This is a genomic window from Agrobacterium vacciniicorymbosi, from assembly GCF_040427045.1.
Taxonomy (GTDB): Bacteria; Pseudomonadota; Alphaproteobacteria; order Rhizobiales; family Rhizobiaceae; genus Agrobacterium.
The window spans coordinates 278,169-301,032 of the sequence record NZ_JBETMF010000004.1 but is presented as its reverse complement, the minus strand read 5'-3'; the positions used below and the strand labels follow the sequence as shown (position 1 = coordinate 301,032).

Genomic DNA, 22,864 nt, shown 5'->3' with positions numbered 1-22,864 from the left:
TTGACGCAACCATACCAGCGCAAGGCATTTTAGCCAACCGATTTTTGGCGGAGATGAACCGAGGGAAAATCACACCGGCAGAGCGCGCGCTTGGGCTAAGCCCAGCACCACACAAAATAAAACGGAATATCGAAGTGGAAAAATGGTACGGTTGGGGGGTCTCGAACCTCCGACCTCAGGTGCCACAAACCTGCGCTCTAACCAACTGAGCTACAACCGCATATGAAACGCCGCGTCGGCGTCACGGGGGCTCACATACGGGGAGTTTTTCCGTTTTGCAAGTCCTTCGGCAATTTTTGCGAAAAAAGCTTGGGAAAGCAAGTGCGTTTCCGGCTGCGGGATACGGCGGCGATAAAAAGCGTGGATTGGTGAGGACGCTCCGGCCAAAATGATTGCAAAACGCAGTCGGGCAACACACATTCAGCGGGATATACGCATGTTTGCGAATTAACTGTAATTGGCAATTTCTGACGCAGATGATGGACCGAACCACGCTGTGAAGTTATTTAAGATTCTGTTAACATCAAGCCGATGCAGGCTGTATGGTGCCTCATGAAGAGGTCGTGCGGTTGCGCAGGTCAGGTCGTGCCAGAATAGGTTTCCACATGCCCGCCGTTCAATATCCATTTATAGACATTGCAGTTCATGAGCGTGTCCGCGACCGTTTCGGTCGGGGCGAAGCCATGGCGCTGTTCTCGATGGACCTGCAAAGCGCGCTCTGGGCCAATGGCCGCGGTGCGGCCCTGTTCGGCATGCCGATGATCTATGATTTTCTGGAGCATGGACCAAAGCAGCAGGATGTGACCTTCCGCCAGTTTGCGGCAACGGCTGCACGACTGACCGAGACAGGCGAGAGCCGACAGTTCACCATTCGCATTCATTCCGGTTTCAGAAGTGTCTCCGTCATTGCGACTGTCGAGATCATCGAGGCCGAGGCTGGCCAGCCCGCTATCCTGTTTACCGCACCCATCGATCAGGTGACGCCGTCCTTGCAGGAGCGTGCGCGCCGGATGATCGAGGGCTTTGACGACCCCGATATCCATATGGCCGTGCTGGATGCCGACTCCAGGATTTTGGCGGCATCGCAGGGCTTTGCGGCGCTTGGCATTACACCGGCTACCACACGCACGCTGATTTCCATGGCATCCACCCAGCCGGGCAAGCTGGTGAAGCGGCCCGTGCCTGCGGGCAAGGGCTACCTACCTGCCGCTGCCGGGCAATTGTCGCAGGAGCCGGAACTCAACCTGCTCTTCGTCGTCGAAACCGTGATCGGCACGCTCGATCCATCCAGCGAGTTCACGCAGACCAAAACGGAACCGGCGACAGAACAGCAGCCGGAGCCGATCCTGCCGGCGCCTGTAGTGGATGCTACCGAGGATAAAGTGCGCCCGGATTTCGCCGAGGTTCTGGATGCCGTGGCGGAAATCGAAGAGGTTTCTGAGCCGCAGGACGAGCATGAGGATATCGACGCTGCTGCTGGCGCTGACAGTGTCGAAGATGCCATCCCTGTCGAAGTGCATCAGACTGAAGAACAAGATCAAGCCATTGTAGCGGATGATGACCGGGCTGTGCCCATTTTGGACGCGCCTGAAGCATCGGAAGCCATGTCTGTCGAGTCGGTAGAAGCCGAACCTGAGCTTCCTCTGGCAGCGGAAGCGCCAGTTGCCGAACCCGTAGAAGAAGTGGCTGCAGCAACGGCTGACGTTACGGAAACGCAGGTTACTGAGCCTCAACCTTTTGTCTTCGACCCTCATCGCCGCGCGTCGCGTTTTGTCTGGAAGATCGATGCCAGCGGTCGCTTCAGTTCCATTTCGCATGAATTCGCTGATGCGGTTGGCCCGCAAGCGGCCAATGTCGAGGGCATGAGCTTTGCCGACCTTGCAGCCCTGTTCAATCTCGATCCCGATGGCAAGATCACCGAGTTGTTGAACCGCCGCGATACGTGGTCCGGCAAGACAATTTACTGGCCGGTGGAAGGCACATCGCTGACGGTGCCGATCGATCTGGCCGCGTTGCCAACCTATACACGCTCGCGCGAATTCGATGGCTTCCGCGGTTTCGGTATCGTGCGCATTGCCGATGCGGTGGAAGATCCCAATGCCGTGGGTCTCACTCTGGTGGCCGACGAGCATTCCGATGACGAGCAGGCGTCAGACGTGGATGACGAGATCACGCTGTTTTCGCTGCCCGAAGAGACCGAAGAGCCAGAGCTCGTTGCAGCTGAGCCGCTGGATGACGTAGAGGAAGAAGCTGCTGAAGCTGAACAGTCGGTTGCGGAACCAGAGCAGCCGGAAGAGCCGCGCAGCTATGCGCCTCCGGAAAAGGAAGTTCCGGCTCTGCAGATCACCGAAACACCGAACCGCCGTTACTCCGACAAGGTCGTTCAGTTCGAAAACCGCCGCAGCAAAAATCGCGATGAGCTGAGCGCCAGCGAACAGGCCGCCTTTAACGAGATTGCCCGCACACTGAAGCCGGTTGTTGCGCCAGAGGCGGAGCCGGAAAAACAGGACGATATCAAGACGCCTGAAGTGGCCGAGGTCACCCCGCTGCCAGAAGTGAAGGCGGAGGCAGAGGTCCAGACAGAGGCGGAGGTCGAAACCGCCGTTGAAGTCGAGGCTGAAGCTGCGCCTGAGCCGGCTGTGACCGAGGAAGAAACCGCCGTCGTAGAACCCGCGCCGGTCGTACCGGAAGCCGAAGAGCCGGATGATTTTGCCGATTACACCCGTGGCGATGAGCCGGTGAGCTTCGTTGCGCCGCAGAGCCCTGCCCGCCTGCCGGACGAGAAGCTGGCTGGTGCCAAGGCGTCTGACGTCCTCATTCCGCTGCGCATCGCCACATCACTGACGGCAGAAGCCGTAGACCAGATGCCAATTGCGCTTTTGATCCATAGCGGCGACCGGCTGATCCATGCCAACCCGGAATTTCTGCGGTTGACGGGTTACGGCGCGTTGGAAGAACTGGCAGAAATCGGCGGTCTCGATGCGCTGCTTCAGCGGGACGAACTCGATGCTGTCTCGGAACGCTCCGGCGGCATGGTTGCCGTCAGCGCTGAGAACGATCTGATCCCCGTCAAGGCACGGCTGCAATCCGTTCGCTGGGATGAGGCTGGCGCCTTGATGCTGTCGCTGATCCCCACCGAGGAGAAAAGCGCAAATCCCCTGCCCGCCAATGAGAATATGCAGGCGGACGCAGACGAGACTGAAACGGATTCCAAGCTGACCGGACTCAAAGGTCAGGTGGAAGAGCTGCATTCCATTCTGGAAACGGCAACGGATGGCGTGGTCGTTTTGAACGAAGACGGCACCATCCGCTCGCTCAACCGCTCGGCCAGCGCGCTGTTCAACTATGACAATAATGAAGTGGCGGCCAAGCCTTTCGTGACGCTGTTTGCCCATGAGAGCCAGCGCGCGGTGCTGGATTATCTCTCCGGCCTTGCCAATAATGGCGTAGCAAGCGTGCTGAATGATGGCCGCGAGGTCATTGGCCGCGAGGCATCCGGCGGCTTCCTGCCTTTGTTCATGACCATCGGCAGACTGAAGTCCTCCAACGGTTATTGCGTGGTCATTCGCGACATTACCCAGTGGAAGCGCACCGAAGAGGATTTGCGCAACGCCAAGCGGGCAGCAGAAACAGCCAATGCCCACAAGACGGACTTTCTTGCCCGCGTCAGCCATGAAATTCGCACGCCGCTCAATGCCATCATCGGCTTTGCCGACATGATGGCGACCGAGCGCTTCGGGCCTGTCGGGCATCCGCGTTACATCGAATATTCCAACGATATCGTGCGGTCCGGTCGCCATGTGCTGGATATCGTCAACGATCTCCTGGATATTTCCAAAATCGAAGCAGGTCAGATGGATGTGGATTTCAAGGCGGTTGCCCTGAACGACACGATTGCTGAAGCCGTTTCCATCGTCCAGCCTCAGGCCAACAATCAGCGCGTCATCATCCGCACGGCGCTGTCGCAATCCGTGCCGCAGATCGTCGCCGATCTTCGCTCCATCAAGCAGATCATGCTCAACATTCTGTCCAATGCCATCAAGTTCACGCCTTCAGGCGGGCAGATCGTGGTGTCTACGGCTTACGAGCCCAACGGAAGCGTCGTGCTGCGCATTCGCGACACCGGCATCGGCATGACCCGCACGGAACTCGAGCAGGCCATGAAGCCTTTCCGGCAGGTCTCCCCCTCCAGCAGCCGCGTGCGTGGCGATGGCACGGGCCTTGGTCTTCCCCTGACCAAGGCGATGGTGGATGCCAACCGCGCCAATTTCTCCATCACTTCGGCCCCCAATGAGGGAACGCTGGTGGAAATCAGCTTTCCTTCGCAGCGCGTGCTTGCGAACTAAGCGCATCCGGGATTAGCAATGGTGTGGAGCGCCCAGCGCTCCCACGTCTTCACATCGGCCAGACCGGTGACCGCAAGGATGAGAGCATTGCCGCTGTCCCAACAGTCTTCTGTCGTTTTACAGCCTGTAACACGAAGGCCTTCCGGGCTTTCGGTTGGCACTGTGCTGCTGGCGGCAGCGGTTGCCATGCCGCTGATTGCGATTTTTAGCATCGCGCTAACGGGCGGCACGGATGGTTGGCGGCATCTTCTGGTCAATGTCCTGCCGCGTGCGGGCGGTCAGACGCTGATGCTGCTGGTGATAACGGGGGCGACCACCGCCTTTTTCGGAATCCTCTCCGCATGGCTTGTCAGCACGTTTCAGTTTCCGCTGCGCCGCCTGCTCTCCTTCGCTCTGGTTCTGCCGCTTGCCATTCCATCCTATCTTGCAGCCTATGCCTTTGGTGAATTTCTGGATTTTACCGGGCCGGTGCAAAGCGCCATTCGCACGCTCTTCGGGTTTCAGACAATAAGGGACTACTGGTTTCCGGATGTCCGCTCGCTGGGTGGCGCGGTTCTGGTGCTGAGTTCCGTTCTCTACCCCTATGTCTATCTGTCGGTGCGCGCGGCCTTCGGCTTGCAGGGCCGGTTTGCGACGGAAGCGGCGAGGACCCTGGGCGCAAGGCCGTTGCGGATTTTCCTATCGGTGCAACTGCCCATGGCGCGGCCCGCCATCATCATCGGTCTTGCGCTTGTGATGATGGAAACGCTGAACGATATCGGTGCGGTGGAATATCTGGGTGTCCGTACGCTGACTTTCGCCATTTACGAGACGTGGCTCAACCGCGGCAATCTGGCAGGCGCAACGCAGATCGCCTCGGTTCTCATCCTCATTGTCGGCGCCCTCATCATCACCGAGCGGAGGGCGCGCAGCCGTCAGCGTTTTGCCGCTGCCAAATCCACGGCCATGACGCAGCGCTTCGGGTTGAAGACGCTGCCCGCCGGTCGCGGATGGCTGGCGACTGTCTTCTGCGCTTTGCCGATCCTGTTCGGCTTCGCGATCCCGGTTCTCGTTCTGGGAAGTTACGCGGCCAAACGGCTTGGGGCGCTTTCAGACCCCAAGCTTATCAAGGCGCTGGCGCATAGTCTCGAGGTGTCCGTTTCAGCGGCGCTGATCACGCTCGTTTGCGGTTTCGTCTTTGCCTATGTGCAGCGGGTCAATACCTCGCCGCTTGCGCGCTCCGCCAGCCGTATTGGCTCGCTGGGTTACGGCATACCCGGCACGGTGCTGGCCATCGGCGTGCTGTTGCCGCTCGCGGCTTTCGACAATGCGCTGGACGGCTTTCTGCGACTGCACCTCAACTATTCCACCGGGCTTCTTCTGTCGGGCACGGCATTTGCCATCATCTATGCCCACAGCGTGCGGTTCATGACGCTGGCGGAAGGCAATATCGATGCCGGATTCCAGAAGCTTTCGCCGCATCTGGACATGGCCGCACGCACGCTGGGTCGTAGCCGTTTCCAGACACTTGTGACCGTGCTGTTGCCCAACATACGCCCGGCGGCGATTACCGCGGCGCTGCTGGTCTTCATCGAATCCCTGAAAGAACTGCCCGCCACCATCATGCTGCGCCCCTTCAGCTTCAACACGCTGGCCACGCTGGTCTATGAGGAAGCGTCCCGCTCCCGCGTGCAGGATGCCGCTCTGCCAGCGCTCATCATCATCGCAGCCGGACTTATTCCCGTGGTTCTGGTGTCGCGTTCGCTGGATGGGAGAGCGTGAGGCAAAAGAAAAGGCAGCCGAGGCTGCCTTGAAAATTGTGCTTATAACGAGAGTAGGAACAAAGTAACATCATGTCTTTGGGCCACCGGCCCGGCCACCCTCTCATTGAGTGCACCCACGTTGGATTTACATTTGACCTGCCCGATTTAACAAAGTGTTAAAAGGCCACTACACCATTTAGGGGCAAGAAATCCTAATCCGGGTCAGGGATTTTTGCATAATGGCACAGCGATCTGACCATCTGGGACAGGCTGTGCCGATATCGATCAACTCTGCAAAGCCTCGATATTCTCAAAAAGCGCCAGAGCATCGGGATTTGCCAGAGCTTCCCTGTTTTTGACCGGTCGACCGTGCACCACTTCCCGCACCGCAAGCTCCACGATCTTGCCGGATTTGGTGCGGGGAATATCGGCCACGGCTATGATCTTGGCGGGCACATGCCGCGGGGACGCACCGGTGCGAACACGGCTCTTGATGGCGCTCACCAAAGCATCATCAAGCACCACACCATCGGCAAGCCGCACGAACAGCACCACGCGCACGTCGCCATCCCAATCCTGGCCGATGCAGAGCGCTTCCGCGACCTCATCCATCTTCTCGACCTGATTGTAAATCTCTGCCGTGCCAATGCGCACGCCGCCAGGATTGAGGGTGGCGTCCGAGCGACCGTGGATGATCAATCCGCCATGTTCCGTCCATTCAGCAAAGTCGCCATGGCACCAGACATTGTCGAAACGGTCGAAATAGGCGGCGTGATATTTGGCGCCGTCAGCGTCGTTCCAGAACATCACGGGCTGGCAGGGAAAGGGCTTGGTGCAGACGAGTTCGCCTTTTTCGCCATGAACCGGCTTGCCGTCATCGCCCCAGACATCGACGGCGAGGCCAAGACCGGGGCCTTGAATCTCTCCTGACCAGACAGGCTTGAGCGGATTGCCCAGCACGAAGCAGGAGACGATATCCGTGCCGCCGGAAATGGACGCAAGCTGCACGTCGCTCTTGATGCCGTCATAGACGAAGGAAAAGCCCTCTGGAGACAGCGGCGATCCTGTCGATGTGATGAGGCGAAGCGTCGATAGATCATGTGTGGTAGCAGGCGCCAGCCCTGCCTTGCGCACCGCATCGATATATTTGGCCGAGGTGCCGAAGACCGCAAAATTCTCGGCGGCAGCATAGTCGAACAGCACATGACCGTCAGGCGCGAAGGGAGAACCATCATAGAGGCAGAGCGTGGCACCCGATGCCAGACCGCTGACCAGCCAGTTCCACATCATCCAGCCGCAGGTGGTAAAGTAGAACAGCCTGTCTCCCGGTTGCAACTCGCAGTGAAAGCGATGTTCCTTCAGATGCTGCAGCAGCGTGCCGCCCACCGAATGCACGATGCATTTGGGAATGCCGGTGGTGCCGGAAGAGAAGAGAATATAGAGCGGATGCGAAAATGGCAGGCGGGTGTAGCGCAAGTCCCGCGGCTCGAAGATGTCGATGAAATCATCATAGAGAACGGTGTCGTCCAGCACCTCCTCAGAGGTCAGGCTGTCTCCAGCATAGGGCACCAGCAGCAGAAAAACGCCGAGCTTTTCGGCAACCGCCCTCGCCTTCTGCGTCACATCCTGCTTTTTGCCATTGTACCAATAGGCGTCGCAGGAAATGAAAATCTTAGGCTCTATCTGGCCAAAACGATCCAGCACGCCCTGCTCTCCGAAATCCGGCGAGCAGGATGACCAGACGGCACCGAGCGAGGTGGCGGCGAGCATGAGTGCCACGGTCTGCGGCATGTTGGGCATCATCGCCGCAACACGATCTCCGGGCTTGAGGCCCAGTTTTCGAAATGCCTGTTGCAGGCGCGAGACCTCGTCGCGCAGTCTGTTCCACGACCAGCGGTCCTCAACCTTGTCTTCACCACGGAAGATCAGCGCGTCATCAGGCCCACTTCGAACCAGAAGATTCTCGGCAAAATTCAGCCTGGCATCCGGGAAAAAGCGGGCGGCAAGCATATCATCGCCGTTCACCAGTGCCCGCTCGCCACGGCTGCCCTTCACATCGCAATAATCCCAGACGGCGCTCCAGAATATGCCCCGGTCATCCACGGACCAGCGGTGAAAGGCGTCATAATCCTTAAATGTCTGCCCGTATTGTTCCGCGCACCACCGCATGAAATACGTCATCGGTGAGCGGGCGACGCGCTCTTGCGATGGCACCCACAGCGGTTGGTTTTCTCCCATGCTGGCCTCCTCCAAAGCCTTGATGCTCTACAACACCCTGCTCACGGCGTTGCGGCGGCGTGCTCGTCACGCATGCGCTGAAGCTCTGTGCGCTTGGATGCAATCGACGCGCAGATGACGCCGACGGTGACGAGTGCAATCAGGATCGTGCAGATAGCGTTGATCTCAGGCGTCACACCAAGGCGGACCTGCGAGTAAATCTTGATCGGCAGCGTCGTTGCACCCGGCCCGGTGGTGAAGCTAGCGATGACAAGATCATCCAGCGATAGGGAAAAGGCCAGCATCCACCCGGCCACGACGGCAGGTAGGATGAGCGGCAGGGTAATGCGGAAGAAGGTCTTGATTGGCGGGCAACCGAGATCGAGCGCCGCCTCTTCCAGACTGCGATCGAAGGTCAGCAGGCGCGATTGCACGACGATGGCGACGTAGCACATGGTGAAGGTCGTATGGGCAATGACCACGGTCCAGAAACTGCGGTCCACCCCGACAGCCACGAAGAGCAGCAGCAGCGACAGGCCAGTGATGACTTCCGGCATAACAAGTGGCGCGTAGATCATTCCCGAAAACAGGATGCGGCCCGGGAAGCGGGAGAACCTCGTGAGCGAAAGCGCCGCCAGCGTGCCGAGAACGGTGCCGATGGTGGCGCTGAGAACGGCGACGCGCGCGGTGATCCATGCCGCATCCATCAGGCCTTGGTTGGACCACATGGAGCTATACCATTGCAGTGAAAAGCCACCCCAGACGGTGACCAGCTTGGAGGCATTGAAGGAATAGACGATCAGAATGATGATCGGGATATAGAGGAAGGCAAAGCAGAAGGTGAGGATGGTCGTATCGAACTTGCCGCGTTTCATGGCTTACCCCACCTTCTTCTGCTGGTTCTGGAAGATGGCGATGGGCACGACCAGCAAGAGCAGCAACAGCACGGCAACGGCGGATGCCAGTGGCCAGTCACGATTGCCGAAGAACTCCGTCCAGAGCGTCTTGCCGATCATCAGCGTTTCTGCGCCACCCAGCAGATCGGGGATGACGAACTCTCCGGTAATTGGAATAAAGCAGATCATGGAACCGGCGATGACGCCCGGCAGCGACAGTGGGAAAGTGATTTTCCAGAAGGCTTTCCATGGCGGGCAACCGAGATCATTGGCGGCTTCCAGCAGCGTCGCATCCAGCTTTTCCAGCGCGGAATAGAGCGGCAGCACCATGAAGGGCAGATAGGAATAGACGATGCCGATGAAGACGGCAGTGTCCGTGCGGAAGATATTCACCTGCTCGTCCGGCCCCAGAAATCCGATGGTCTGGAACAGCAGCGTCAAAAGGCCTTCGGGCTTCAATATGCCGATCCACGCGTAAACGCGGATGAGGAACGAGGTCCAGAACGGCAGGATGACCAGCATGACCAGCGTGGGGCGAATGGTGCCGGGCGCGCGGGCCATGGCAAGCGCCATGGGATAACCAATCAGCAGCAGCAGAAAGGTCGAGATGAAAGCAATGCGCAGCGACGACAGATAGGCTTCGATGTAAAGCGGGTCTTCCGTGAGGAAGAGATAGTTGGCAAAATCGAGTTGCGAAAAGAAATCGCCGATTCTGGCAAAGCCTTCGAACACCGGCGTGTAAGGCGGCATGGCGATGGCCGTCTCTGAAAAGGATATTTTCAGAATGATGAAGAAGGGTGCCGCGAAGAACAGCAGCAGCCAAAGATAGGGTATGGCCACCACCAGCCAGCGGGTGGGGCTTTGCCGGTTTTCCGGAGACGAAATCGCCATTGAACCCTCCCTCAGCGTGTGAGAACCAGACCGGAATCGGCTTTCCAGCTGAGCCAGACCATATCCCCGAAGGTAATGGGTCGATCAACGAGGCGCGAGACGTTGGCCTGCGCGGCGCGGATGACCCGGCCATCGTCCAGCTTGACGATAAAGACCGAGAAATCGCCGAGATAGCCAATATCCCAAACCTCGCCATGCGCGACATTGGGCGATGTCTCGGCGGGCGCATCCAGCGAAATGCGGACCTTTTCCGGACGGATGGCGAAGGCCACCCTGTCGCCGGATGCAGCGGCACATTCCTGCTCCACGGTGACAGTTAGCCCATCGCAATCCAGCTGCACGGCAGGGCCTGTCTTGGATGTGACCGTTGCGTCAAAAATATTGATGTCGCCGATGAAATCCGCAACGTAGCGGCTGTTGGGCGCTTCGTAAATTTCAGCCGGTGTCGCCACCTGCGCAACGATGCCCTTGTCCATGACGGCAATGCGGTCCGACACGGTCATCGCTTCTTCCTGATCATGGGTCACGATCAGGAAGGTGGTGCCGAGCGTTTGCTGAAGGTCCATCAGTTCGAACTGCGTTTCCTCGCGCAGCTTCTTGTCCAGCGCGCCAAGCGGTTCATCCAGCAGCAGCACCTTTGGCCGCTTGGCCAGAGACCGCGCCAGCGCCACGCGTTGCCGCTGCCCGCCCGAGAGCTGGCTGGGCTTGCGCTTGGCAAACTCGGTGAGCTTGACCATGCGCAGCATTTCTTCGACGCGAACCTTGATATCGGCCTTGGGCAAGCCATCCTGCTCAAGCCCGAAGGCGATGTTCTTCTCTACCGACATATGTGGGAAAAGCGCGTAGGACTGGAACATCATGTTGGTTGGCCGCTTATAGGGCGGCACGCCGGAAATATCCTTGCCTTGCAACAGGATGCGACCTTCCGTCGGCTCTTCGAAACCCGCCAGCATGCGCATCAGGGTCGTCTTGCCGCAACCGGATGGGCCGAGCAGCGAGAAGAATTCGCGCTCGTAAATATCAAGCGTCAGATTATCCACGGCAACGAAATCGCCGAAGCGTTTGGTGATGTTTTCAAACCGGATGAAGGGGACGGCGGCTGGATCTTCCCATGGTGAGAATTTGCGTTTTACCGGACCAAGAGATTTCGCCATGAACTGTCCCATTTGTTTTATGAAGTGGCTGAACGAGAAAGGGGCAGGAGTTTCCACCCGCCCCTTCTAAAAACCCGGTCAGCTGCCGGTTTTTATCTGGGTCCAGACGCGGTTGAGAACGCGCTGTTCTTTCGGTCCATAGGGCGAGATGGTGAAGAGCTTCTTCATCGTCTCAGGATCGGGATAAACGCCGGGGTTCTTGGACACGGCCTCGTCCATCAGCGCCTGCGAAGCGAGGTTGCCGTTGGCATATTGCACATAGTCCGAAGCCTTGGCGGCCACGTCAGGCTTCATCATGAAGTTGATGAAGGCGTGGGCCGCATCGACATTCTTCGCGTCAGCAGGAATGGCAAAGGAATCCATCCAGATATAAGTGCCTTCCTTGGGAATGACGTAGTTCACTTCAACGCCGTTCTTGGCTTCTTCGGCGCGGGTCTTGGCCTGTAGAATATCGCCGGACCAGCCGATGGTGATGCAGCTGTCGCCATTGGCAAGCTCATCGATGTAGGCAGAAGAGTTGAAGGTTTTGACCGAAGGACGGATCGCCTTGTAGACATCGCCGCCCGCTTCCAGATCGGCCGTTTCCTTGCTGTCCGGGTTCTTGCCGAGATAGTTCATGGCAATGGCGAAGGTTTCGTCGGAGGCATCGAGAATGTTGATGCCGCAGGATTTCAGCTTGGCCGCATTTTCCGGCTTGAACAGAATATCCCAGCTATCGACCTTCACGTCATCGCCGAGTGCAGCCTTGATCTTGGCGACGTTATAGCCGATGCCGGTGGTGCCCCACATATAGTTGACGGCGTATTCATTGCCCGGATCGTACTGCGACAGGCGCGTGGTGATTTCCGGCCACATGTTCTTGAGGTTCGGCAGCTTGGACTTGTCCAGCTTCTGGTAGACGCCAGCCTTGATCTGACGCGCCAGAAACGGCGATGTCGGCGCGACCACATCATAACCGGAGTTTCCGGCCAGCAGCTTGGTTTCCAGAACCTCGTTGCCGTCATAAACGTCGTAGACGACCTTGATGCCGGTTTCCTTGGTGAATTCTTCCAGAAGGGCAGGATCGATATAGTCGGACCAGTTGTAAACGTGGACGACCTTTTCCTGCGCGAATGCCGTACCGGCGGCCAGCACTGCTGCCACGACGGCCAGACTGAAACGAAGCGAACGATGTTTCATGATATCTCCTGTTTTGAACGCGCAGTGGGAGAAGCGCGTGAACCCCTTGTTTTGCCAGAGACTAGAAAGGAAAAGTTGTGTCGGCAAGCGGGAAATGTGCGGCGCGGCAATTTCAAACAATTGTCTTCACGACCTTTATTGAAAATCGAAAACACTTAAGCCCGTCACCATTTCATCCAGCCCCAGCGGACGCGTCAGCGGCGCCTCCGCCCGCGACAGACAGCCCTGGCGCTCACACAGCCGACAGGACGGGCCGATGGCAATGCTGCCTGCCTTGATGCCAACGACATCGCCGTAAACCGTTTCTTTCGCCAGCGATGCATCGCAGGCCACCATGACAGCGGTGCGACGAATGCGCTCTCCGAATCCTGCCTGCGGTCCATCCAGCGAGCGGGCGATGGTGAGATAGGCCCCGCCATCCGGCATCTCCACCTGCTCGGCCAACACCTGTCCCGGCTGGGCAAAGGCGGCATTAACGTTGAGCTTCACGCAAAGGCCGCCGAACCGCGCCTGCGGAAAGCCTTGCGCGCCTGCCTTGCGGAACCGGTTTCCGGCGCTGTCGATCTCCATCAGGAAAAACGGAATGCCTGATGCGCCGGGACGAGCCAGTGTCACGAGGCGGTTTGCAGCCTGTTCGAAAGACACGTTGAAGCGCCCGCGCAGGATATCGATATCATATCGCGCCCGCTGGGCGGCAGCCAGATATGCGCCATAGGGCATCATCAGCGCGTGGGCGGCGTAACGGGCAAGCTCGAAGCGGGCGATTCGCTTTGCCTCCTCGCCGGAGAGAACCAGCGCTTGCAGCTCAGTGCCGATTTCTTTCGTCAAGGCCAGAAGACAGGCTTCCATTGCCATCTCCCGCAACTGGTCCTGCGGCGACAGGCGCTCGGACAGAAACAGCCGCATGGAGTGGCGGTCATATCGTCGGCGCAGGTTGGGCATGGCGTGAACCGGCATAGAGCGCACGACGATGCCGTGGTTTTTCTGCAGCCAGTTTTTCAACGCCGCGGCCAGATCATCACCGGGAGACAGTGTCGCATGGAAACCTTCAGCCGCCGCATCCAATTGCGCAAAATGCGCTGCGCGCCGTTCGAAGATTTCCCTGACCTCATCGATCGGCAGTCGGGTTGCCGAGAGCGTGGTCTGATGCCCCTCCCGCGCTAGAAGGTCTGACAAATCGCTCAGGCGCTGCGCCTGCTCCTTATAGGCACGGTAAAGCTTGGTGATGCCGCTGGCCGCATTGGGCGCAGCTTCCGCAACCTCCACCAGTTCCTGCCCGGATGGCACCTCGCCTGCCAGCAACGGATCGGCAAAGACTTCGCGCAACTGGCTGGCAATGCCCCCGCTCTCGCCCTGCAGATCGTCCAGATCGACCTTATAGACGGAGCTGAGTTTCAGCAGCAGCTGCACGGTCAGCGGCCGCTGGTTACGCTCTATAAGATTGAGATAGGACGGCGAGATCGACAGCGCCTCAGCCATAGCCGTCTGCGTCAGACCCAACCCGTTGCGCACGCGCCGAACGCGTGGCCCTGCAAAAATCTTAGCCTCCACCACACCCCTCCTTGTCACAATTTACAAGCAATACTCTTTTACAAAATTTACAAATTTACAAACATATCTGTCAAAGACGCTACAGCATGACCTCTTTCAAGTCACTGATTTTCCTTTTCATCTGGCATATATTTTTTGAAATCGGTAAATTCAGTCACATCAGATCGCGGCTTTGAGATGAGTGCTGAGCGCGCGATCAGACAATGACTATGACAAGGGAGAGAGAGAGAGACATGACTGATTTTTACAAGCTGGTTCCAAATGCGCCACAGGGTCGTTTCGACGGTATCGAGCGCACCTATACGGCGGCGGATGTGGAAAAGCTGCGCGGCTCTGTCACCATCCAACATTCGCTGGCGGAAATGGGCGCGAACCGGTTGTGGAAGCTCATCAATGAGGAGAGCTATATCAATGCGCTCGGTGCGCTCTCCGGCAATCAGGCCATGCAGATGGTTCGCGCCGGTCTGAAAGCGATTTACCTCTCGGGCTGGCAGGTTGCGGCAGACGCCAACACCGCATCCGCCATGTACCCGGACCAATCGCTTTACCCGGCCAATGCAGCCCCGGAACTGGCGAAGCGCATCAACAAGACCTTGCAGCGCGCCGACCAGATCGAGACTGCCGAAGGCAAGGGACTGTCCGTCGATACATGGTTTGCGCCCATCGTTGCCGATGCCGAGGCCGGTTTCGGTGGCCCGCTGAATGCGTTTGAAATAATGAAGGCCTTCATTGAAGCTGGCGCTGCAGGCGTCCACTACGAAGACCAGCTCGCATCTGAAAAGAAATGCGGCCATCTGGGCGGCAAAGTTCTGATCCCGACTGCGGCGCACATCCGCAATCTGACGGCGGCACGTCTTGCCGCAGACGTGATGGGCACACCAACGCTGGTCATCGCCCGCACGGATGCCGAAGCCGCCAAGCTTCTGACCTCCGACATCGATGAGCGCGACCGGCCCTTCGTGGATTATGATGCAGGCCGCACCGTCGAGGGCTTCTATCAGGTCAGACCCGGGCTGGAGCCGTGCATTGCCCGCGCCAATGCCTATGCGCCTTTTTGCGATCTCATCTGGTGCGAAACGTCCAAGCCGGATCTGGAGCAGGCAAAGCGCTTTGCGGAAGGTGTGCACAAGGTGCATCCGGGCAAGAAGCTGGCTTACAATTGCTCGCCGTCCTTCAACTGGAAGAAACATCTTGACGATGCGACGATTGCCAAGTTCCAGCGCGAACTGGGTGCCATGGGCTACAAGTTCCAGTTCATCACCCTTGCCGGGTTTCACCAACTCAACTACGGCATGTTCGAACTGGCACGCGGCTACAAGGACCGACAGATGGCAGCCTATTCGGAGCTTCAGGAAGCGGAATTCGCCGCTGAAATCAACGGCTACACCGCCACCAAACACCAGCGCGAAGTCGGCACCGGCTATTTCGATGCGGTCTCCGTCGCCATCTCCGGCGGCACCTCATCCACCACGGCGATGAAGGAATCGACCGAACACGACCAGTTCCGCCCCGCTGCGGAATAACCAACACCCCATTGAACGGAGGAAAAACAATGGCTTCGATTTCGAGAGTTAAGGAACGCACAGAGGAGCAATCCTCTTCCATGAGCCAGGATCAGCAAAGCGCGATCCGCATGCTGGCCAACGACCTGCACCGCCTCAACCAGGCGGTCATGAATGCGGTCGAAGCCGGTGTATCCGTCGAACTCGTCCGCTCCGCCCGCCACCATGGCGGTGATGGGAACTGGGGCGATCTACTGATCCCCGTCATCGTTGCGCAGGGTAAGGCGGCGGCTTGAACCAACGTCTCAAGCCGGGCGGCTGTGCCGTCCGGCGAAGAGATCGGAATGTCCCTTGATCAATTTCACCATACGATCCGCCACCGTCCTGATATCTCGACGGTGGCGGTCTTCGTTGTTCATGACGATCCATTGCTTGTGGCGCAGTTCTTCTATGACTTCGCCCTCGCGCGCCAACCGCGCCTCCGCATCGCCGATGAAACAAGGCAGCACGGCAACGCCTGCGCCAGCCAGTGCCAAATCCAGCAGAGCCGTCGGGCGGTTGACCGTGACCACGATGTTTCCGGCCTTGTTTTCATGCGGCCATCGCAAATAAGCGGAAATCGCACTCTCGGCGGAAACGGCCACCCAGCGATCCCGGGTGGAGGCTGCTGCATTGCGCAACCGATAGGCCGCATAGGCAACATCGCCGGTCTTGATCGCGGCAAGATTGCGCTCTTCCGGTTCGAAAGCCCGGATGCCGATATCGTTTTCGCGGTGCGCTAGGCTGGCCCGTTGCTCGGCAACAAAGAGATCGACCCGGAAGTCATCCCGCTCGCTGCAAATTGCCGAGAAATTGGTGGTCAGTAGATGGGCGTTCCAAGTGCCTGCGGCAATGCGCACAAGTGACGACGCTGCCCCGGATTTGCGCCAGCCATCGATATTGCGGGCCGCATCTTCCATCGTCTGAAGCTGGTCGAGCAGTGCTCTCCCATCGGCGGTCAGCACGTAGCCCGTCTGGCTGCGAATGAAGAGGGATTTGCCGAGCGTCTGCTCCAACTCCAGCATCCGCCGCCCAATGGTCGCGGCGCTGAGGCCCGACGTCGTGGTCGCGCCGGTGAGGCCACCGCTACGGGCGACATCGAGGAAAATCTGAAATGCGTCCCAACCGAGGTTTTTCATCAGTGAAAAACATAGGGCATTCCTGGCTGCATATAAATCAAAAAATGTCGCGCATGCTGAAGTCTCAAAACATGGAGGCAATCATGCAAGAGCTTTATTCAGCACTGGCTTTATTAAGGGTCACGCACCCGAACAGGCCACGAAACGCGCGGGAGGAAGAGGACAGGTTCTATGAAGAGGCCGCGCAGGCATCAGCGCCGTGGCGACTGGCCAAAGCCGCGATGACTCGCTGCGGCGGTGTAATGAGAAACCTAATGCAGCAGCACCAGAAACGCAGCAAGCGCGCCAGCCGAAATCAGGCTCAGGCGGAAGGCGTAAACAGCGGTATCATTAGCGGTGCGGGCAATTGCGATGGCGCGGGCAGGTTTTCTGGACATCATCATGAGCGGCTTCCTGAACGAGAAACATAACCGATCGATGCCGGGTTCCGGCGTCCAGCGGGACATCATGTATCAACTTGCGTTGTGCTGGCATTCGATCAGCATGACTCCGCGTCTCTTAATAAGGCATTAAGATGTCGGGGCTTTACACAGATTCCCCGGCGGCGTGGCCGGATGCCCATGCCCACTGGAAATTATAGCCACCCAGCCAGCCCGTGACATCCACGCATTCGCCGATGAAATAGAGGCCAGGCACGGTTTTCGCCTGCATGGATTTGGAGTCGAGATCGGTCGTATCAACGCCGCCCAGCGTGACTTCCGCCGTGCGATATCCTTCCGAACCGGAGGGCTTTATCGACCACTCCTGCACGGCAGCGGTCAACACGCCCAAAGTCTTGTCGGACATATCGCCAATATTGCCGGTAACCCCTGCCCGCTCCACCACATGCTGTGCCAGTCGTTTCGGCAGAATGTCGCCCAGCGCGGTCTGAGCAGACTGGCGACCATTGGTCTTTTTCGCTGATTTCAGGTGGCCAAGAATGTCCAGATCAGGCTCCATTTTCAGCCTGATATCATCGCCCTCGCGCCAATAGGATGAGATTTGCAGGATGGATGGGCCGCTCAAACCGCGATGGGTGAACAGCAGCGCCTCGTTGAACGATGTTTTGCCGTGGGAAATTTCGGCTGGGACAGCAATGCCGGAAAGAACCGAGAGCTTTTCCAACTGCGTCGGTTCAAGCGTCAGTGGCACAAGGCCGGGGCGGGTTTCCATGATGCCGAGGCCGAATTGTTCGGCGACACGGTAGGCAAAGCCCGTCGCACCCATTTTTGGAATGGATTTTCCGCCGGTTGCCAGAACCAGACTGTCGGTCTCAATGATGCTTGATGAGGTCGCAACACGAAAACCGCCGGTCGGAATGGCTTCCACCGAAGCGATCTCCGTTTGCAGCCTCAGCTTCGCACCCACGGCCTGCATTTCGGCCAGCAACATTCGGATGATATCCTTGGCGCTGTCATCGCAGAAGAGTTGGCCCAGCGCCTTTTCGTGCCATGGGATGCGGTGCTTGTCGACAAGGGCGATGAAATCGCGCGGCGTGTAGCGGGCCAAAGCAGACTTGGCAAAATGCGGGTTGCTGGAGAGGTAGTTCTTCGGGGCCGCATGCACGTTGGTGAAGTTGCAGCGGCCACCGCCGGAAATGCGGATTTTCTCGCCCGGCGCCTTTGCGTGATCAAGCAGAATGACGGAGCGTCCGCGCTGACCGGCACGGATGGCGCACATCATACCAGCCGCCCCTGCCCCCAATATCAGCACGTTACATTTTTCCGTCATGGAGTTTCCCTAGTTTCGGTGTACTTCCTCTTTTCGAAGTCAGGTCGGTTGTCAATGGCGCTCCCCCTTTTGCCAAATGACAAAGTCTGGCTATGATAGCCCCAATCGAAACACACAGCCGGTGATTTATGCCCCCCAAGAAAACCATGCTCCGTCCGAAAAAACCGGCAAACATGGCAAAGAAGATCCAAGTCGACGTTTCCTCCACACGCGGTTGCGCCTCCTGGCGGGAAGCCGCCCAATGGCTCAAGGCCCGCGGTATCGAGGATATTGAATGCATTACGCCAGACCTCGCGGGCGTTCCCCGCGGCAAGATGATGCCGACGGCGAAGTTTACCGGCGACACCTCGCTCGCCCTGCCCTCGGCGCTTTACCGCCACACCATCTCCGGCGAATATCCGGATGAGACGGCGAACTTCCGTTATGAACCGCGCGATAGCGACCTGAAGCTGGTGCCTGATCTCTCCACGCTCTGCGTCGTGCCGTGGGAAAGTGATCCCACCGCGCAGGTCATCTGCGATGTGGTGGATCAGGAAGGCAAATACGTTCCCTATACGCCGCGCAACGTGCTGAAAAACGTACTTGATCTGTACAAGGACAAGGGCTGGAAGCCGGTCGTTGCCCCTGAAATCGAGTTCTATCTCGTCGCCATGAATGACGACCCGGATTACCCGCTGCATCCGCCCAAGGGCCGCTCGGGGCGCTCCATCGTCGGCGGGCAGAGCTATTCCATTGCCGGTATCAACGAATTCGACGAGTTGATCGACGATATCTACCACTTCTCGGAAAAGCAGGGTCTGGAGATCGACACGCTGATCCATGAAGAAGGCCCGGCACAGCTGGAAATCAACCTGCGCCATGGCGACCCGATCGAGCTTGCCGATCAGGTCTTCCTCTTCAAGCGCACCATTCGCGAGGCCGCGCTGAAACACGGCATCTATGCCACCTTCATGGCCAAGCCTATGCAGGGCATGCCGGGTTCGGCGATGCACATCCACCAGTCGGTGGTGGATATCGAAACCGGCCAGAATGTGTTTTCCAACAAGGATGGCAGCCCTTCCAAGGAGTTCTTCGCTTTCGTGGGCGGCATGCAGCGTTATGTGCCGAATGCGCTTGTCATGCTTGCGCCCTACGTGAATTCCTATCGTCGTTTGACGCCGGATATGGCCTGCCCTGTCAACAACGCCTGGGGTTACGATAACCGCACGACGGCATTCCGCGTGCCGATATCGGGCCCTTCGGCGCGACGTGTGGAAAACCGTCTGCCGAGTTCCGATGCCAACCCCTATCTGGCGCTGGCGGCCTCGCTTGCCTGCGGCTGGCTCGGCATCATGAACAATATCGAGCCGACGGAGCCGACATATGAGACGGCCAATGAAGGCTCCATCGAGCTGCCGCGCGGGCTGCTGGAAGCCGTGGCGTTGCTGGAAGGCGAACCGCAGCTGGAGCGCGTCTTCGGCCATGAATTCGTTGGCCTCTATGCAGGTTTGAAGCGTGGCGAGTTCGAAACCTTTATGCAGGTGATCAGCCCATGGGAGCGGGAATTCCTGCTGCTGAACGTGTGAGGGCCACAGCATGACATGGCAAAGCCCCATCGCGCCCGGCGTTTCCTGGTATCAGGACAGTCTGGACGCACGGCGCGAATATGCGGCGATGGACGGTTCGCGTACGGTTGACGTCGCCATCATCGGCGGCGGCTTCACCGGCTTGCAGGCGGCCTATAATCTGGCCAAGGCTGGCGTTTCGGTGACCTTGATCGAGGGACATCGCTTTGGCGACGGCGCATCCGGTCGCAATGGCGGGCAGTTCGGCACCGGCCAGCGCGCATGGCCGGACGATCTGGAAAAGGAAGTCGGTTTTGAGCGTTCCAAGGCGCTGTTCGACATCGCGGAAAATGCCAAGCATTACGTGCTGGATTTCGCCCGCGACCACGCCATCGACATGGATTTCCTCCCCGGTCAGTTGAACGTGCTGCACAAGGCATCCTACGAAAAAGACTACCGCAAAAGCGTCGAGGCCATGTCCAGCCGCTACGGCTACAGCCATGTCTCCTTCATGGAGAAGGCAGAGACGGCGGAACGGCTCGGTTCCAGCCACTATCATTTCGGCGTGCGCGACACCGGCACCGGGCACATTCATCCGCTGAAGCTCGTCATCGGACTGGCGAAAGCAGCGCAGGCAGCTGGCGCGCAGATCTTCGAGATGACGCCGGCTAAATCCATAACCCAGACCGGCGGCAAGACGCTGATCGAGACATCATCCGGCACCATCACGGCCAACCGCGTGCTGATCGCCACCAATGCCCATATCGGCAATCTGGAACCGGTGACGGCAGCGCATGTGATGCCGATCCGCTCCTTCATCGGCGCGACTGTGCCGCTGGATGATTTCCCCACCATCATTCCCGGAAAAGAGGCGGTTGCCGACAGCCGCTTCGTGGTGCGCTATTTTCGCAAGACGCCTGACAATCGGCTGCTGTTTGGCGGGCGTGAGGCCTATACGGCGGATTCACCGCGCGACATTTCCAAACATATCCGCAAGCAGATCGCCGAAATCTATCCAGCCTTGCAAGACATCGAGATGACCCATGCATGGGGCGGATCGGTGGGCATTACGCTGACACGCCAGCCTTTCGTACGTGAGGTGATGCCGGGTGTCATGTCCATCGGCGGTTACTCCGGCCATGGGGTGATGCTGGCCAACTATTGCGGCAAGCTTTATGCGGATATGATCGTTTCCAAGGACAAAGCGCTGGAGCAGTTCGCCGCGCTGGACGTGCCGTCCTTCCCGGGTGGCACACGGTTGCGTGCGCCCCTGCTGTTTCTGGCGCTTTCATGGTACGCATTGCGCGACAGGTTCTGATAGTCAGGTTAAGAACAAAGGCATAGGAAACACGCTCGGACAAAGCAAAACCAATGGCTTACGAGCAAAAAACATAATTTCGCACAACAAGTCTGGCATTTTTAAATCGATTAGATTATGGATGCCCTCAACACGGAAAGATCGAGAGAATCGGTATGAGCAGTCAAATCATTCCAGTCGAGCCCTTCGATTGCGTCGTCTTCGGCGGCACTGGCGATCTGGCCGAGCGCAAGCTTCTGCCAGCCCTTTACCACCGTCAGGTGGAAAACCAGTTGTCCGAACCGACACGCATCATCGGTGCTTCCCGTTCGGTAATGACGCATGACGAATACCGTAAATTCGCGCAGGACGCTCTGAAAGAGCATCTCAAGAAGGGCGAATATGACGATGCGCAGGTCGAAAAATTCTGCGCGCGCCTGTTCTACGTTCCCGTCGATGCAAAATCCGATGGCGGCTGGGACAAGCTGAAGAAGCTTCTGGATGAGGGCAAGGACCGCATCCGCGCTTTCTATCTGGCCGTTGCCCCCGGCATCTTCGGCGATATTGCCTTCAAGATTCGTGACCACAAGCTGATTACCAAGTCCACTCGCATCGTCGTTGAAAAGCCGATTGGCCGTGATCTTGCGTCCGCGCTGGAACTCAACGACACGCTGGGCAATGTCTTCAAGGAAGAACAGATCTTCCGTATCGACCACTATCTCGGCAAGGAAACCGTGCAGAACCTGATGGTGCTGCGCTTTGCCAATGCGCTGTTTGAGCCGCTGTGGAACTCCGCCCATATCGACCACGTGCAGATCACCGTTGCCGAATCCGTCGGCCTTGAAGGCCGTGCTGGATATTACGACAAAGCCGGTGCGCTGCGCGACATGGTGCAGAACCATATTCTCCAGCTTTTGTGCCTCGTTGCCATGGAGCCTCCATCCTCCATGGATGCGGAAGCCGTGCGTGACGAAAAGGTCAAGGTTCTGCGTTCGCTGAAGCTGATCGACGAATCCAATGTCGAGAAGCTAACGGTGCGCGGTCAGTACCGCGCCGGTGCTTCTGCGGGTGGTCCGGTCAAGGGTTATCTGGAAGAGCTAGAAGGCGGCGTCTCCAACACCGAGACCTTCGTTGCGATCAAGGCCGAAATCGCCAACTGGCGCTGGGCGGGCGTGCCCTTCTACATCCGCACCGGCAAGCGTCTGGCAACCCGCGTGTCCGAAATCGTCGTCACCTTCAAGCAAATCCCGCATTCGATCTTTGACGATGCGGCTGGCAAAGTCGAGGCGAACAAGCTGGTCATTCGCCTGCAACCGGATGAGGGCGTCAAGCAGTCCCTGCTCATCAAGGATCCCGGTCCGGGCGGAATGCGCCTGCGTCAGGTCTCGCTGGACATGAGCTTTGCCCAGGCTTTCAACGTGCGCAGCCCCGATGCCTATGAACGTCTGCTGATGGACACGATCCGCTCCAACCAGGCGCTGTTCATGCGTCGCGACGAAGTGGAAGCGGCGTGGAAATGGGTCGATCCTATTCTCAAAAGCTGGGAAGCAGTCGGCCAGGGCGTGCAGGGTTACACATCCGGCACATGGGGACCAAGCGGTTCGATCGCATTGATCGAGCGCGATGGCCGCACATGGCACGAAGCCGATTAAGGGGA

The 22,864-nt window shown here is 58.3% G+C and carries 16 protein-coding genes and 1 tRNA gene; 7 read left to right on the top strand and 10 right to left on the bottom strand.

Features of this window, described 5'->3' with window-relative positions; translation table 11 throughout:
* Nucleotides 1–143: 143 nt before the first annotated feature.
* Nucleotides 144–220 (bottom strand) — tRNA-His (locus ABUK73_RS09035).
* Nucleotides 221–605: 385 nt separating this feature from the next.
* On the opposite strand from ABUK73_RS09035, the gene ABUK73_RS09030 reads away from it, so the two are divergent.
* Together ABUK73_RS09030 and ABUK73_RS09025 are read left to right on the top strand one after the other, a co-directional pair.
* Nucleotides 606–4,346, top strand: a complete 3,741-nt coding sequence (locus ABUK73_RS09030; protein ID WP_353576970.1) for an ATP-binding protein — start codon at nucleotides 606–608, stop codon at nucleotides 4,344–4,346.
* A gap of 78 nt (nucleotides 4,347–4,424) precedes the next feature.
* Nucleotides 4,425–6,107, top strand: a complete 1,683-nt coding sequence (locus ABUK73_RS09025) for an ABC transporter permease (protein ID WP_353577015.1) — start codon at nucleotides 4,425–4,427, stop codon at nucleotides 6,105–6,107.
* A 266-nt stretch (nucleotides 6,108–6,373) separates the two neighbouring features.
* On the opposite strand, the gene ABUK73_RS09020 is transcribed toward ABUK73_RS09025, so the two are convergent.
* The 6 genes from ABUK73_RS09020 to ABUK73_RS08995 form a co-directional block, all read right to left on the bottom strand.
* Nucleotides 6,374–8,326, bottom strand: a complete 1,953-nt coding sequence (locus tag ABUK73_RS09020; protein ID WP_353576969.1) for an acetoacetate--CoA ligase — start codon at nucleotides 8,324–8,326, stop codon at nucleotides 6,374–6,376.
* Between the two features lie 41 nt (nucleotides 8,327–8,367).
* Nucleotides 8,368–9,180, bottom strand: a complete 813-nt coding sequence (locus tag ABUK73_RS09015) for an ABC transporter permease (protein WP_353576968.1) — start codon at nucleotides 9,178–9,180, stop codon at nucleotides 8,368–8,370.
* A 3-nt stretch (nucleotides 9,181–9,183) separates the two neighbouring features.
* On the bottom strand, nucleotides 9,184–10,092 hold the full coding sequence (locus tag ABUK73_RS09010; RefSeq protein WP_353576967.1) for an ABC transporter permease subunit: 909 nt from the start codon (nucleotides 10,090–10,092) through the stop codon (nucleotides 9,184–9,186).
* Nucleotides 10,093–10,103: 11 nt separating this feature from the next.
* A complete protein-coding gene (locus ABUK73_RS09005; RefSeq protein ID WP_353576966.1) occupies nucleotides 10,104–11,246 on the bottom strand; it encodes an ABC transporter ATP-binding protein in 1,143 nt (380 codons plus the stop codon).
* Between the two features lie 78 nt (nucleotides 11,247–11,324).
* Entirely contained in the window at nucleotides 11,325–12,425 is a 1,101-nt protein-coding gene (locus ABUK73_RS09000) for a polyamine ABC transporter substrate-binding protein (protein WP_353576965.1), read from the bottom strand.
* Nucleotides 12,426–12,560: 135 nt separating this feature from the next.
* Nucleotides 12,561–13,979: a helix-turn-helix domain-containing protein gene (locus ABUK73_RS08995; protein WP_353576964.1), complete on the bottom strand. Its 1,419-nt coding sequence runs from the start codon at nucleotides 13,977–13,979 to the stop codon at nucleotides 12,561–12,563.
* A 230-nt stretch (nucleotides 13,980–14,209) separates the two neighbouring features.
* On the opposite strand from ABUK73_RS08995, the gene aceA reads away from it, so the two are divergent.
* Complete coding sequence (gene aceA, locus ABUK73_RS08990; protein ID WP_353576963.1) at nucleotides 14,210–15,499, top strand: isocitrate lyase; 1,290 nt, start codon at nucleotides 14,210–14,212, stop codon at nucleotides 15,497–15,499.
* Between the two features lie 29 nt (nucleotides 15,500–15,528).
* The gene (locus ABUK73_RS08985; protein WP_045229770.1) at nucleotides 15,529–15,774 is read left to right on the top strand and encodes an SMc00767 family acetate metabolism repressor; all 246 of its coding nucleotides are present in this window, start codon (nucleotides 15,529–15,531) and stop codon (nucleotides 15,772–15,774) included.
* A gap of 9 nt (nucleotides 15,775–15,783) precedes the next feature.
* Here ABUK73_RS08985 and ABUK73_RS08980 read toward each other — a convergent pair whose 3' ends face one another.
* From ABUK73_RS08980 to ABUK73_RS08970, 3 genes are all read right to left on the bottom strand, one after another.
* Nucleotides 15,784–16,656 (bottom strand): LysR family transcriptional regulator, encoded by an 873-nt coding sequence (locus ABUK73_RS08980; protein ID WP_353576962.1) that lies wholly within the window; start codon nucleotides 16,654–16,656, stop codon nucleotides 15,784–15,786.
* A 251-nt stretch (nucleotides 16,657–16,907) separates the two neighbouring features.
* A complete protein-coding gene (locus tag ABUK73_RS08975) occupies nucleotides 16,908–17,039 on the bottom strand; it encodes a hypothetical protein (RefSeq protein WP_353576961.1) in 132 nt (43 codons plus the stop codon).
* A 142-nt stretch (nucleotides 17,040–17,181) separates the two neighbouring features.
* Nucleotides 17,182–18,366, bottom strand: a complete 1,185-nt coding sequence (locus ABUK73_RS08970; RefSeq protein WP_353576960.1) for a BaiN/RdsA family NAD(P)/FAD-dependent oxidoreductase — start codon at nucleotides 18,364–18,366, stop codon at nucleotides 17,182–17,184.
* A 128-nt stretch (nucleotides 18,367–18,494) separates the two neighbouring features.
* Here ABUK73_RS08970 and ABUK73_RS08965 point away from each other — a divergent pair, with 128 nt between their 5' ends.
* The 3 genes from ABUK73_RS08965 to zwf all read left to right on the top strand — a co-directional run bounded on the left by ABUK73_RS08965 (nucleotide 18,495) and on the right by zwf (nucleotide 22,859).
* A complete protein-coding gene (locus ABUK73_RS08965) occupies nucleotides 18,495–19,931 on the top strand; it encodes a glutamine synthetase family protein (RefSeq protein ID WP_353576959.1) in 1,437 nt (478 codons plus the stop codon).
* Nucleotides 19,932–19,941: 10 nt separating this feature from the next.
* Nucleotides 19,942–21,228 (top strand): NAD(P)/FAD-dependent oxidoreductase, encoded by a 1,287-nt coding sequence (locus tag ABUK73_RS08960; RefSeq protein WP_353576958.1) that lies wholly within the window; start codon nucleotides 19,942–19,944, stop codon nucleotides 21,226–21,228.
* Between the two features lie 155 nt (nucleotides 21,229–21,383).
* Nucleotides 21,384–22,859: a glucose-6-phosphate dehydrogenase gene (gene zwf, locus ABUK73_RS08955; RefSeq protein WP_113089766.1), complete on the top strand. Its 1,476-nt coding sequence runs from the start codon at nucleotides 21,384–21,386 to the stop codon at nucleotides 22,857–22,859.
* Nucleotides 22,860–22,864 lie beyond the last annotated feature (5 nt).